Source organism: Streptomyces spinoverrucosus (genome assembly GCF_015712165.1).
In the GTDB taxonomy this organism is placed as follows: domain Bacteria; phylum Actinomycetota; class Actinomycetes; order Streptomycetales; family Streptomycetaceae; genus Streptomyces; species Streptomyces spinoverrucosus_A.
In genome coordinates this window covers 6792852-6805525 of record NZ_JADPZX010000001.1, presented here as the reverse complement: position 1 = coordinate 6805525, position 12674 = coordinate 6792852, and the positions used below count along the sequence as shown (strand labels likewise).

8 protein-coding genes are annotated in these 12674 nt (G+C 72.6%); 3 read left to right on the top strand and 5 right to left on the bottom strand.

The genetic code is table 11. The features are described from left to right. Positions 1–262: 262 nt before the first annotated feature. Entirely contained in the window at positions 263–1108 is an 846-nt protein-coding gene (locus tag I2W78_RS30880; protein WP_196463527.1) for a class I SAM-dependent methyltransferase, read from the top strand. Between the two features lie 66 nt (positions 1109–1174). Next, positions 1175–3727, top strand: a complete 2553-nt coding sequence (hrpB, locus tag I2W78_RS30875; protein WP_196463526.1) for an ATP-dependent helicase HrpB — start codon at positions 1175–1177, stop codon at positions 3725–3727. On the opposite strand, the gene I2W78_RS30870 is transcribed toward hrpB, so the two are convergent. The 3 genes from I2W78_RS30870 to I2W78_RS30860 all read right to left on the bottom strand — a co-directional run bounded on the left by I2W78_RS30870 (position 3717) and on the right by I2W78_RS30860 (position 6752). Then, on the bottom strand, positions 3717–4709 hold the full coding sequence (locus tag I2W78_RS30870; RefSeq protein WP_196463525.1) for a DUF3068 domain-containing protein: 993 nt from the start codon (positions 4707–4709) through the stop codon (positions 3717–3719). The genes hrpB and I2W78_RS30870 overlap by 11 nt on opposite strands. A gap of 21 nt (positions 4710–4730) precedes the next feature. Beyond that, positions 4731–4865, bottom strand: a complete 135-nt coding sequence (locus tag I2W78_RS30865) for an SPW_0924 family protein (protein ID WP_196463524.1) — start codon at positions 4863–4865, stop codon at positions 4731–4733. 156 nt (positions 4866–5021) lie between these two features. Further along, complete coding sequence (locus I2W78_RS30860) at positions 5022–6752, bottom strand: lytic transglycosylase domain-containing protein (protein WP_196463523.1); 1731 nt, start codon at positions 6750–6752, stop codon at positions 5022–5024. A gap of 284 nt (positions 6753–7036) precedes the next feature. Between I2W78_RS30860 and I2W78_RS30855 the strand changes: the two genes are divergently transcribed. Continuing rightward, on the top strand, positions 7037–7894 hold the full coding sequence (locus I2W78_RS30855; RefSeq protein WP_196463522.1) for a DUF4184 family protein: 858 nt from the start codon (positions 7037–7039) through the stop codon (positions 7892–7894). Here I2W78_RS30855 and I2W78_RS30850 read toward each other — a convergent pair. Beyond that, positions 7839–8225, bottom strand: a complete 387-nt coding sequence (locus I2W78_RS30850; protein WP_196463521.1) for a hypothetical protein — start codon at positions 8223–8225, stop codon at positions 7839–7841. The genes I2W78_RS30855 and I2W78_RS30850 overlap by 56 nt on opposite strands. Before the next feature lie 880 nt (positions 8226–9105). After that, positions 9106–11832 carry a DNA polymerase I gene (gene polA, locus I2W78_RS30845; RefSeq protein WP_196463520.1) on the bottom strand — a complete coding sequence of 909 codons (2727 nt, stop codon included), beginning with the start codon at positions 11830–11832 and terminating at the stop codon, positions 9106–9108. Positions 11833–12674 lie beyond the last annotated feature (842 nt).

Here is a 12674-nt window from a genome sequence, read left to right as displayed (position 1 = left end):
CCGTTTCGCTCTGCAGAAGCCGGACAGCCAAGGAAGCGCCCCACCAGAAACTGGTGACGGCGCCTCGACAACCGAGGGGACATACAACAGATGCGAGCGCAGCCTGCTACGTCTGAGGTGCGCAGGCCCGCAGCGCAACTTGTAGCATACGGGGGCGGCCGGACAGGGTCAATGCGCGAAGCCGCACACCCGGGGCGGATCGCCCCATTCCCGGCACAAAACCTGTCTCTTGAGGCCACGCAGGCCCTGGGGCGCCCCTCCAGTGCCACCCCCGGGACGGGTTGGACGGAAGATTACGACGAGGGAGCCGATCATCCAAGAGCCGGAAGCCACCCGACGTGCCGCGGATGTCACGGAGAGCGCCCGGGCCAACCGGGGCTGGTGGGACCGCAACGCGGACGAATACCAGATCGAGCACGGCACGTTCCTCGGCGACGACCGCTTCGTGTGGAGTCCCGAGGGCCTGGACGAGGTCGAGGCGGAACTGCTCGGCCCGCCGGAGGAGCTGAAGGGCAAGGACGTCCTGGAGATCGGCGCCGGCGCGGCCCAGTGCGCGCGCTGGCTGGCCGCACAGGGCGCCCGCCCGGTCGCCCTGGACCTCTCCCACCGCCAGCTCCAGCACGCCCTGCGCATCGGCGGATCGTTCCCCCTGGTGTGCGCCGACGCGGCCGCCCTGCCCTTCGCGGACGCCTCCTTCGACCTGGCGTGCTCGGCGTACGGGGCGCTGCCCTTCGTGGCGGATCCGCGGATGGTGCTCCAGGAGGTGCGGCGGGTACTGCGTCCGGGTGGCCGTTTCGTGTTCTCGGTGACGCATCCGATCCGCTGGGCGTTCCCGGACGAGCCCGGTCCCGAGGGGTTGAGCGTTTCGGGATCGTATTTCGATCGCACGCCGTACGTGGAACAGGACGAACAGGGTCGCGCGGTGTACGTCGAGCACCACAGGACGCTCGGCGACCGTGTCCGGGACATCGTGTCGTCCGGCTTCCGGCTCGTGGACCTGGTGGAGCCGGAGTGGCCGGCCTGGAACTCCTCCGAGTGGGGTGGCTGGTCGCCGCTGCGCGGCAGCCTGATCCCCGGGACGGCGATCTTCGTGTGCGAGCGGGACTGAGGCCCGTACCCGATCAGGCAGGCACGAGCGCGTGGGGCGGATTCGCGGGCGTACGACACTAGGTGCGTGATCCGTTACGACGCCCTGCACGCACTGCCCGTACGTACCGCGCTGCCCGCCCTGCGTGAGGCCCTGGACGGACCCGGCACCGCCGTCCTCGTCGCGCCCCCGGGCACGGGCAAGACGACGCTGGTGCCGCTCGCGCTGGCGGGGCTGATCGGCGAGGGGCCGGCCCGGCGGGTGGTCGTGGCCGAGCCGCGGCGGATCGCGGCGCGGGCGGCGGCGCGCCGGATGGCATGGCTGCTGGGCGAGCGGGTGGGCGAGAGCGTCGGCTACACGGTGCGCGGGGAACGGGTCGTCGGGCGGCACGCGCGCGTGGAGGTCGTCACGACGGGTGTGCTGCTGCAGCGGCTCCAGAGGGACCAGGAGCTGGGCGGCGTCGACGTGGTGGTGCTCGACGAGTGCCATGAGCGGCATCTGGACGCGGACACGGTGGCGGCGTTCCTGTGGGACGTACGGGAGGCGCTGCGGCCGGAGCTGCGGCTGGTGGCCGCGTCGGCCACGACGGACGCCCAGGGTTGGGCGCGGCTGCTCGGCGGGGCTCCCGTGGTCGCTGCGGAGGGCGCCTCGTACCCGGTCGAGGTGGTGTGGGCGCCGCCGGCGCGTCCCGTACGGCCGCCGCACGGCATGCGGGTCGATCCGGCGCTGCTCGCCCATGTGGCGTCGGTGGTGCGGCGGGCGCTGGCCGAGCGGGCGGGGGACGTGCTGTGTTTCCTGCCGGGCGTCGGGGAGATCGCGCGGGTCGCCGGGCAGCTGGGGGATGTGAGGGACGTCGATGTGCTGCAGGTGCACGGGCGGGCGTCGGCGGACGTGCAGGACGCGGTGCTGTCGCCGGGGGCACGGCGCCGGGTGGTGCTGGCGACGTCGGTGGCCGAGTCGTCGCTGACGGTTCCCGGCGTGCGGGTGGTGGTCGACTCGGGGCTGGCGCGGGAGCCTCGGGTGGATCACGCGCGCGGGCTCAGTGCGCTGACGACGGTACGGGCCTCGCAGGCGTCCGGGCGGCAGCGGGCGGGGCGGGCCGGGCGTGAGGCGCCGGGGGCGGTGTACCGCTGCTGGGCGGAGGCCGAGAACGCGCGTCTGCCGCGGTTCCCGGCGCCGGAGATCCAGGTGGCCGATCTGACGGCGTTCGCGCTGCAGGCGGCGTGCTGGGGGGATCCGGAGGCGTCCGGGCTGGCCCTGCTGGATCCCCCGCCGGGTGGGGCGATGGCGGCGGCGCGGAGTGTTCTGCGGGCGGTGGGGGCTGTCGACTCCGGCGGGCGGGCGACGGAGCGGGGCGCTGCGCTGGCTCGGCTGGGGTTGCATCCCCGGTTGGGGCGGGCGTTGCTCGATGCCGCGCGCATCGTCGGTACGGAATCGGCCGCCGAGGTTGTCGCCCTGCTCAGTGAGGAGGCGCCTCGGGAGTACGGCGACGATCTGGCCACTGCTTTGCGGGTTGCTCGGCGTGGGGGCGACGCCTATTCGGCGCGGTGGCGCGCGGAGGTTCGGCGGCTGCGGGCCGTCGTCACAGAGTTTGTCCACCCGCCGACCCGTTACCGCCAATCGGTGGAGGTCGATCTCGAGGCCCCTGTGACTGGACGTGACCACGCGCCCCCGTCCGCCGTCGGCGTCGTCGCCGCCCTCGCCTTCCCCGAGCGTGTCGCCAAAGCCGACGGCGGTTCGTACCTCATGGTCTCCGGGACCCGCGCCGAACTCGGGGAGGCCTCACCCCTGCGCGGGGCGCCCTGGATCGCCGTGGCCGTCGCCGATCGCCCGATCGGCAAGGGGCACGCGCGTGTGCGGCTCGCCGCCGAGGTGGACGAAGAGGTCGCCCGGTCGGCCGCCGGGACCTTCCGCAGCGAGGCGCAGGAGGTGCGCTGGGCCGACGGTGACGTCGTCGCGCGGCGGGTCGAACGGCTGGGGGCCGTGGAGGTGGCGGTGCGGCCGCTGTCCGACGCCGACGCCGGCCTCGTACGGGATGCGCTGCTGGACGGGCTGCGCCGGGAAGGGTTCGGGCTGTTGCGTTGGTCGCGGGAGGCCGACGTACTGCGGCAGCGGCTCGCCTTTTTGCGGCTGCACCTCGGGGAGCCGTGGCCGGAGGTGTCCGACGAGGCGCTGCACGCGCGCGTGGAGGAGTGGCTGGAGCCGGAGCTGAGCCGGGCGCGGCGGCGGAGTGATCTGGCGCGGATCGATGCCGAGCAGGCGCTCGCCCGGTTGCTGCCCTGGGCCTCCGGGGAGGCGGCGCCGCTTGATGAACTCGCCCCGGAGCGGATCACCGTACCGAGTGGGTCCAGAATTCGAATCGACTACGCGGATCCAGAACGGCCTGTTCTCGCCGTGAAGTTGCAGGAGATGTTCGGGCTGCAGCAGTCGCCGGTTCTGGCAGGGGTTCCTGTGCTGGTGCATCTGCTCTCCCCCGCCGGCCGCCTCGCCGCCGTCACGGCCGACCTGGCCTCTTTCTGGCGGGACGGCTACAACGGCGTCCGGGCGGAGTTGCGCGGCCGCTACCCGAAGCATCCGTGGCCCGAGGACCCCGCCACCGCCGAGCCCACCCGGCACACCAACGCGCGGCTCAGGCGGTGACCGGCTCGGGTTCCGTGGCCTCGTCGGGAGCGGGGTCGCCCGGGCGGCGGCCGCGGGCCTCCAGGTACAGGGCCAGGGCGAGCAGCAGGACGCCCAGGGTCAAGAAGCCCCAGGGCAGGTACGAGGTCATCAGCAGGACCAGGGTGCGGTTGGAGTTGACCAGGTCGACCGTGTGGTCGATGTAGTCCTCGCGCATCTTCACGTGGCCGGCGAACGCCGTGACCTTGTCGCGTCCGCCGAGCAGGGTGCCGCCCCGGAGTTCCTCCTTGTGGATCTCCTCGCCGTAGACGGGGGCGCCGGTGAGCGGTTCCACCCAGAACTTGCGGATCGTGGTGTACCAGCGCGTCGTGCCGGTCTCGGCGACGGACTCGGGGGTGATGCCCTCGACGGGCATGGCCCTGGGGAACGGGACCTTCGTCCACGGGATCGTCTGTTCGAAGTAGTAGACCTCGACACCGCGGAACGTCTGTGTGCCTTTGTACTGGATGGGTGCGGTGATGCGCGCTTGTGCGTCGAAGTACTCGTAGTTTCGTTTTTCGGTCAGGAACGGCCATTTGAACTCGATGCCCTCACGCCGAACGGGGTCGCCGTCGACCATCTCGCCGGTGGCGTGGACGGGTTCCTGGGTGTGGGCGTCGAAGATGTACCGCTCGGGGATCTTCGAGACCATCTTGCCGTCGGGGCCCTGGACGTAGGACAGGCCGTCCCAGACGACGACGTCCCGTCCCGCCGTCCGTTCGATCCGTTCGGAGGCCTCCACGTTGCCCTTGAGGGTCTGCACGATGGTCACCTTGGGGACCTTGCGGGCCTGCATGGTGCCGTAGTCGAGGAGGGTGGCGTCCTTCGCCTCCAGGACCATGTCCTGGTACTGGTTCGGCGGGATCTTGGCCAGGCGCGGGAAGGCGTACCAGCGCAGCAGTGGGGACAGCGCCGCGAAGAACACGGCGAGGGCGAGCAGAATGAGGCTGGTCCTGCGGCGCATCTCGGGCTCCCTCCCCCGGGGTCACGGGTTTGCCGGCACCGTCGTCAACAGCGGTTTCGGGGACGTCTCGCCCGTCGGTGCGCCGATGGCCGTGATCATGAGCACCAGGGCGACGGCGGCGGCGAGACCGGTCGCGGCGGCGATCAGGGCGCGCATGCCTGCCTCCGGGCCAGCTGGAACTGATACCTCGTCAGGTCCGGCACCGTAGCAACCGGCGGACGAGATGAGAACACGTCGCACACGAAAGCGGCGGCGCCCTCAGTTGGAGGGGCGCCGCCGTCGTGTCGGTGGGCAGACGAGTCGTACGCGGGGTTACGCGCTGGGGCTCGGCGACGCGCTCGCGGTCTCGGGCGCGCTGGGCGACGAGGTCGGCTCGGGCGCCGTCACGTTCAGCGGGACGTTGAGCGTCGCGCCGCCCTCGGTGGTGAGGCGGAGCATGTACGTGCCGGCCGTGTCGTCCGCGTACAGCTTCGGCAGCTTCAGCAGACCGTTCGCGTCCGTCTCCAGACCCGTCAGGGTGCGTACGGCGTTGCCGTTCGCGTCCTTGAAGTACGGACCCTTGTCGTTCTCGGTCGGGTCGAGCACCGACTTGATCAGGGTGGCGGTGACCGCCACCCTGTCCGCCGTAGCGCCCTGGTACGTCGCCTTCACCTCGACCTCTTCGGCGAACTCGCCGCCCACCGTGCAGGTCAGTGCGGTCTCGCTGGTGCGGGCCAGGGCGTCGGCGGCGCGGGCGGTGACGGTCGCGGTGTAGTCGACGCCGGCGATCGCACGGCCCACGACGGTGGCCCGCACGGTGAACGAGCCGGTCTTCTCCCCCGCCCGCAGCGCGGGCGCGACGGCCACGCCCGCGGTGCCGGTGACGACCGTGGCGACCTTCTCGCCGCCCGTGAAGGTGGCGTCGGTGTCGCCCACGATGGTGAAGCGGACCCGCACCTTGGGGACGCCCTTGCCGTCCTTGCTCTCGGCGCGGGTGCTGACCCGCTCGGTGAACGCGTCGCCCGCCATCGCGGTGAGCTGCGCGGTGCCCCCGTCCTCCAGGTGGTCCACCGTGTCGGTGGCGGTCGGCGGGGTGGTGGTCGGCGGCTTGGGCGTCGGGCTGGTGGAGCCGCCGCCCGACGGCGGTGGCGTCGGCTTCGGGCTGGGCGAGCCGGTCTCGGGCTTCGGGGACGGCTTCTGCGGCGACGGGCTCGACCCGACCGGAGTGTCGCTGCTGTTCCCGGGCAGCGGGCCGGTGCCGTCGGGGACCTCGTGCGTGCCCTCGCGGTAGTAGTCCAGCCAGGACAGAACCGTGTTCAGGTAGTGCGTCGAGTTGTTGTAGCTGAGGATCGCGCTGTGCAGGTCGTCCTGGACGGACAGGTCCCAGCCGAAGCGGCACAGGTAGTTGCCGGCGGCGAGGGCGGCGTCGTAGATGTTGTTCGGGTCCTCGACGCCGTCGCCGTTGCCGTCGCGGCCCGCCCAGGCCCAGGTGGACGGGATGAACTGCATGGGGCCCACGGCCCGGTCGTACGTGCTGTCCCCGTCGTAGGCGCCGTTGTCGGTGTCGCTGATGTGGGCGAAGCCGTTGCCGTTGAGCGCCGGACCGAGGATGGGGGTGATCGTGGTGCCGTTCGCGTTGACGTTGCCGCCGCTCGCCTGGCCGGACTCCACCTTGCCGATGGCGGCGAGGAGTTCCCAGGGCAGGTTGCAGCCGGGCTTGGCCTCGCGCAGTTCGGCCGCCGCCTTCTGGTAGGCGTCGAGGACGGTCGCGGGTATGCCCGCGGCGGCGTCGCCCGTGACGGTCGGGTCGGCCGTGGGGCCGATGGTGGGGGCGGGGCTGGGGCTGTCCAGCGGCGGCAGGTCCGTGTAGTACGGCGAGTTACCGGTCGCGCTGTCCGCGGCGGGCGTGTCGGACGAGGGCTGGGTGCCGGTGGTGGCCTGTCTGCCGGCGTCGTCGGTCTCGGCCCCTGGGCCCTGGGAGGCGACCAGTGCCGCAGCCACCGCCGCGGCCACGGCGGTGTTCGTCGCGCCCTTGCGCAGCCTCCTGCCGAAATGCGCCGCCATGAAGAGAACCCCTCCCGTGGGCGTCCGAGTCGCCCGCATATGCCCTGTTGATACTGCTCTGTTGATGCTGTTGTGCTGATGCTGCCCTGCTGGCGGTTGCACGCACTCCCCAGTCCGTCAACCCAGGTGACCCTACGACAACTTCGTTCGCCCGGGCACCCGGTCGTGCCCGGTTTTCACCGCTTGGCCATACGGCGTTGTGGCGTCGGCCGCACCCCGGGCGAGCGCGCTCACCGCACGCCGTCGCTCATACTGGACGTCAACGTCCGTCATGGGGAGCACCGTTGCCGTTCACCCTCAGTCACGCGGCAGCCGTGCTGCCCGCCATCCGCCCCGACGGAAGGGGCCGCGGTCCGCTGGTTCCGGCCGCCCTCGTCGCGGGTTCGTTCGCACCCGACTTGACCTATTACGTGGCGAGTGTGCTGTCCGGGGCGATGGAGTTCGGTGATGTGACCCACTCTTTCGCGGGTGTGTTCACGATCGACGTGCTCATCGCCTGGGCGCTGGTCGGGCTGTGGCTGCTCATACGCGAGCCCCTGGTGGCGCTGCTGCCGCGCGGGCGGCAGAACCGGGTGGCCTCGCTGCTGCGCTGCGGGGCGGCACGCGCGCGCGTACGGCCGTCCATGGTGGTGTGGTGGTACGTGTCCGCCGCGCTCGGCGCGCTCACGCATGTCGTCTGGGACGCGTTCACGCACCTCGATCGCTGGGGGATGCGGCTGTTTCCGGTGCTGGGCAGGGAGATCGCGGGCTCGCCGCTGTACTGGTACCTGCAGTACGGAGGTTCCGCCGTGGCCGCGGTCGTCATCGCCGTGTTCGTGGCGGTCGCGCTACGACGGACGCCGGCGGCCGAGCCGGTGGGGGTTCCCGCGCTGTCGGTACGGGACCGGTGGCTGGCCTTCGTCGTGATCGGCGGCTGTGCGGCGATCGGGGCGGCGCATCGGGCGGCGCGGTGGTGGGCGTACTGGGGGTCGTCGGCGAAGCCCTGGGAACTGATTCCCACGCTGTGCTTCGGCGCCGGGGCGGGGCTGGTGCTGGGAGTGCTGGTGTACGCCGTCGTCGTGCGGGTGCGGCGACCGGCTGCCGTGCCTAGTGGTTCGGGAGGGGCCGGCAGGGAGCGGAACCGGAGCCGTCAGGGGGTTTGATCGCTCCGGCGACCGTGGGGAGCGGCGCGATGAACACCGTGAGGGTGCGCACCGGGCGGTACGGGCGGCGCAGCAGGGCGAGGCAGACGGCCAGGTAGACGCGGGCCAGACCGGCCCACAGGCGCCCTGCGGCGGTGTCGCGGGGCCGTACGGCGGGTCTGCGGCTCGCCCAGTGGGCGACGACGCGGCGGCGCAGGTCCACCGCGGCGTGGCAGAGGGCCGTCGCCGGGTCGGCGGGGATGCGGGCGGTACTTGCGCCGACGGCGTGGGCCGGGGGCGGGGGCGGGGGCTGAGCCGGGGTCGTTCGGCGGCTGAGCATGCGTATACCCATGGCGGCATCTTGACGGGCGCGGACGGCGGGGGGCTTTTTCGCGGGGGCCACGCGGGTGAAGGGTGCTGCGGGGGTGGGGGGCCGGTCAGCGGCGGGGGTGACTGGTCGGGGAAGGGGTGAGCTGGGGGCGGCGGGGGTGACTGGATCGAGGCGGAGGTGAGCTGCGGGGTGCGGCGGGGGCGGCTAGACCACAGCGGGAGTGAGCTGCCGGGGGCGGCGGGGGTGGCTGGCCCGAGGCGGGGGTGAGCTACGGGGTGCGGCGTGGGCGGCTGGACCGCAGCGGGGGTGAGCTGCCCGGGGGGCGGCGAGGCGGGCACCGTCGGGCTACGCCGTAAGAAGGTCGCCGTCGCAGCGGAGGGGCGGGCACCGCCCGGCTTCACCGTGAGGGGGACTCGCCGGCGCGGCCGAGGAGCGGGCGGCACCCGCCACACGATGACGGGACCCGCCGGGCGCGGCCGCAAAGCGGGCACCACCCTGCCACACCGCGACGCGACCCCACCGTCACGGCGAAGACGCGGGCACCACCCCGCTTCACCGTGAGAGGGACCCGCCGGGCGCGGCCGCAAAGCGGGCACCACCCTGCCACACCGCGACGCGACCCCACCGTCACGGCGAAGACGCGGGCACCACCCCGCTTCACCGTGAGAGGGACTCGCCGGCGCGGCCGAGAAGCGGGCGGCACCCGCCACACGATGACGGGACCCGCCGGGCGCGGCCGCAAAGCGGGCACCACCCTGCCACACCGCGACGCGACCCCGCCGTCACGGCGAAGACGCGGGCACCACCCGGCTACACCGTGAGAGGGACTCGCCATCGTGGCGGAGATGCCGGGCGCGTCAGGAGCCCCCGGCATTCCTGCCGAGGGCTCCTGTTTGGGTGGTTAGTGCGCGGCCGACTCCCAGTCGGGGCCGACGCCGACCGAGACGTCGAGGGGCGCCCTGAGCTGGACCGCGTTGGCCATTTCGCGGCGGACCAGTTCCTCCGCCGCCTCACGCTCGCCGGGAGCGATCTCCAGGACGACTTCGTCGTGGACCTGCAGGAGCAGGCGTGACTTGAGGTCGGCCTCGCGCAGCGCCCCGTCCACCTTCAGCATGGCGATCTTGACGATGTCGGCCGCCGTGCCCTGGATCGGCGCGTTGAGGGCCATCCGCTCGGCCGCCTCACGACGCTGGCGGTTGTCGCTGTTGAGGTCGGGGAGGTAGCGCCGGCGGCCGAAGAGCGTCGCCGTGTAGCCCGTCGCCCGCGCCTCGTCGACCGCCCGGCGCAGATAGTCCCGCACGCCGCCGAACCGCTCGAAGTACGCGTCCATCAGGGCGCGGGCCTCGGCCGCCTCGATGTTCAGCTGCTGGGAGAGGCCGAAGGCCGACAGCCCGTACGCCAGGCCGTACGACATCGCCTTGATCTTGCGGCGCATCTCCGCGTCCACCGCCGCGGGCTCGACCGCGAACACCTGCGAGGCCGCCGTGGTGTGCAGGTCCTCTCCGGAGGTGAACGCCTCGATCAGGCCGGCGTCCTCGGACAGGTGGGCCATCACGCGCAGCTCGATCTGGCTGTAGTCGGCCGTCATCAGCGACTCGTAGCCCTCACCGACGACGAAGCCGCGGCGGATCGCCCGGCCCTCGTCCGTGCGGACCGGGATGTTCTGCAGGTTCGGGTCCGTGGACGACAGGCGGCCGGTCGCGGCGACCGTCTGGTTGAACGTGGTGTGGATCCGGCCGTCCGTCGCGATCGTCTTGATCAGGCCCTCGACCGTGACACGCAGCTTCGCCTGCTCACGGTGACGAAGCATGATCACCGGCAGTTCGTTGTCGGTCTGGGTGGCCAGCCAGGCCAGGGCGTCGGCGTCCGTGGTGTAGCCGGTCTTGGTCTTCTTCGTCTTGGGGAGGGCCAGCTCGCCGAAGAGGACCTCCTGGAGCTGCTTGGGCGAGCCCAGGTTGAACTCGTGCCCGGCCGCGGCGTGCGCCTCCTTCACGGCCTGCTGCACCGCGCCGGCGAACATCTGCTCCATGGCCTCCAGATGGGGACGGTCGGCCGCGATGCCGTGGCGCTCCATGCGGGCCAGCAGGGCCGACGTCGGCAGCTCCATGTCGCGCAGCAGGTCGGCCGCGCCGACCTCCTCCAGCCGGCCCTCGAAGGCCAGGCCCAGGTCGAGGATCGCGCGGGCCTGGATCATCAGTGCCTCGGCCTCGGCGCCGTCGTCCGAGCCGAAGGCCAGCTGGCCGTCGGCCGCGGCGGCGGGGGCCAGCTCGCGGTGCAGGTACTCCAGGGACAGCGCGTCCAGGTCGAAGGAGCGGCGGCCCGGCTTGACCAGGTAGGCGGCGAGAGCGGTGTCCATGGTGACGCCCTCGATGATCCAGCCGTGCTCGGCGAAGACCCGCATCGCGCCCTTGGCGTTGTGGAACACCTTGGGCCGGCCGGCGTCGGTCAGCCAGGCCGCGAACGCCTTCTCGTCGGCCTCGTCCAGCTCGGCCGGGTCGAACCAGGCGGCCGCACCCTCGGGCGCGGCGAGCGCGACCTCGGCGACCGAGCCCGTGCCCAGCGCCCAGGTGTCGACGGTGGCGACGCCGAGCGGGCCCGTGCCGTGCTCGGCGAGCCAGGGGGCCAGCTCGCCCGTGCGCAGGACCGTGCCGTCCAGCTCCACGCCCTCCGTCACGACCGGGGTCGTCTCGGCCTCCTCGGCGCCCGGGTCGACGCCGAAGAGCCGCTCGCGCAGCGAGGGGTTCCTGATCTCCAGGGTGTCCAGCACCATCGCGACGGCCTTGCGGTCGTACGGCACGCGCGCGAGGTCGGCGACCGCCCGGTCCAGCTCGACCTGCCGCTCCAGCTCGGTGAGGCGGCGGTTCAGCTTCACCGACTCCAGGTGGTCGCGCAGGTTCTGCCCGGCCTTGCCCTTGACCTCCTCGACGCGCTCGACGAGCTCCGCGAACGAACCGAACTGGTTGATCCACTTGGCGGCCGTCTTCTCGCCGACGCCGGGAATGCCCGGCAGGTTGTCCGACGGGTCGCCGCGCAGCGCCGCGAAGTCGGGGTACTGCGCGGGCGTCAACCCGTACTTCTCGAAGACCTTCTCCGGGGTGAACCGGGTCAGCTCCGAGACGCCCTTCGTCGGGTAGAGCACCGTCGTGTGCTCGGAGACGAGCTGGAAGGAGTCGCGGTCGCCGGTGACGATCAGCACATCGAAGCCCTCGGCCTCGGCCTGCGTGGTGAGCGTGGCGATGACGTCGTCCGCCTCGTATCCCTCGATCGCGAAGCGCGGGGCGTGCATCGCGTCGAGCAGCTCGCCGATCAGCTCGACCTGGCCCTTGAACTCGTCCGGCGCCTTCGAGCGGTTCGCCTTGTACTCCGCGAACTCCTGCGAGCGCCAGGTCTTGCGGGAAACGTCGAAGGCCACCGCGAAGTGCGTGGGCTCCTCGTCGCGCAGCGTGTTGGCCAGCATCGACGCGAAGCCGTAGATCGCGTTCGTCGGCTGGCCCGTCACGGTCGTGAAGTTCTCCGCGGGCAGCGCGAAGAACGCGCGGTAGGCCAGCGAGTGCCCGTCCATGAGCATCAGGCGCGGGCGGTTGCCGCCGGGGTTGCTGTCGGTCTGCTTCGGTGCTGTCTCTGCCACGCCCCCGATCCTGCCACGCCCCACTGACACTCGACCCCGGCCGCCCGGCGCGCACCCGGAGCGACGGGATCGGGGCACCTTGGCCACCGGGCAACGCCGACACGACCCTCGGCTACCGCCGGCCTCGACTGTCCCGACCACCGCGCCCCACCGACCACCACCGCCCGCAGTCGGGTGGGACGCTCGCGCCGGAGGACCGGCTCAGTGGCCGTTCTGCGCCGACCGGAGCAGATGGTCGGCAAGTGCGGGCCCCCACCCGGCGAAGCCCCGCCCGCCCTCAACCGGACACTGCCGCCGAACCACCTGACGCCCCCACCACGCCCACCGGCCACGCCCACCGCTGCCCCACCGGCCACCACCCAGCACCACCTGCCCCCAGACACCACCGGGCCCCACCACCCAGCACCACCTGCCACCCAGACACCACCGGGCCCCACCACCGGCCACCACCCAGCACCACCTGCCCCCGGACTCCACCTCCGGCCACCACTCCAGCACCACCCCCGCCACGCCCACCGACCACGACCGCCAACGCCCCAGACGGCCACAACCGCCACGTCCACCGGCCAAGACCACCACGCCCCACCCAGCACCCCCGCGCCCCCCCTCCCCGCACCACCACCGCCACACACCACCCACCACCACGGCCCCGCTCCACCAGCCCCGATCCACCCAGCCACCACCCGCTCCCCCCGCTCCCGCCCGATCCACCAGCCACCACCCGGCCCCACCCAGCAGAACCCCGCCCCGTCGCCCCCGCAGCCCCTGCGAAACCTCCGCCCACGCCCTCCGCCCAACCCCGGCCTCCACCGTTGTCACTGTCACGTGGCAGGATCGGAGAC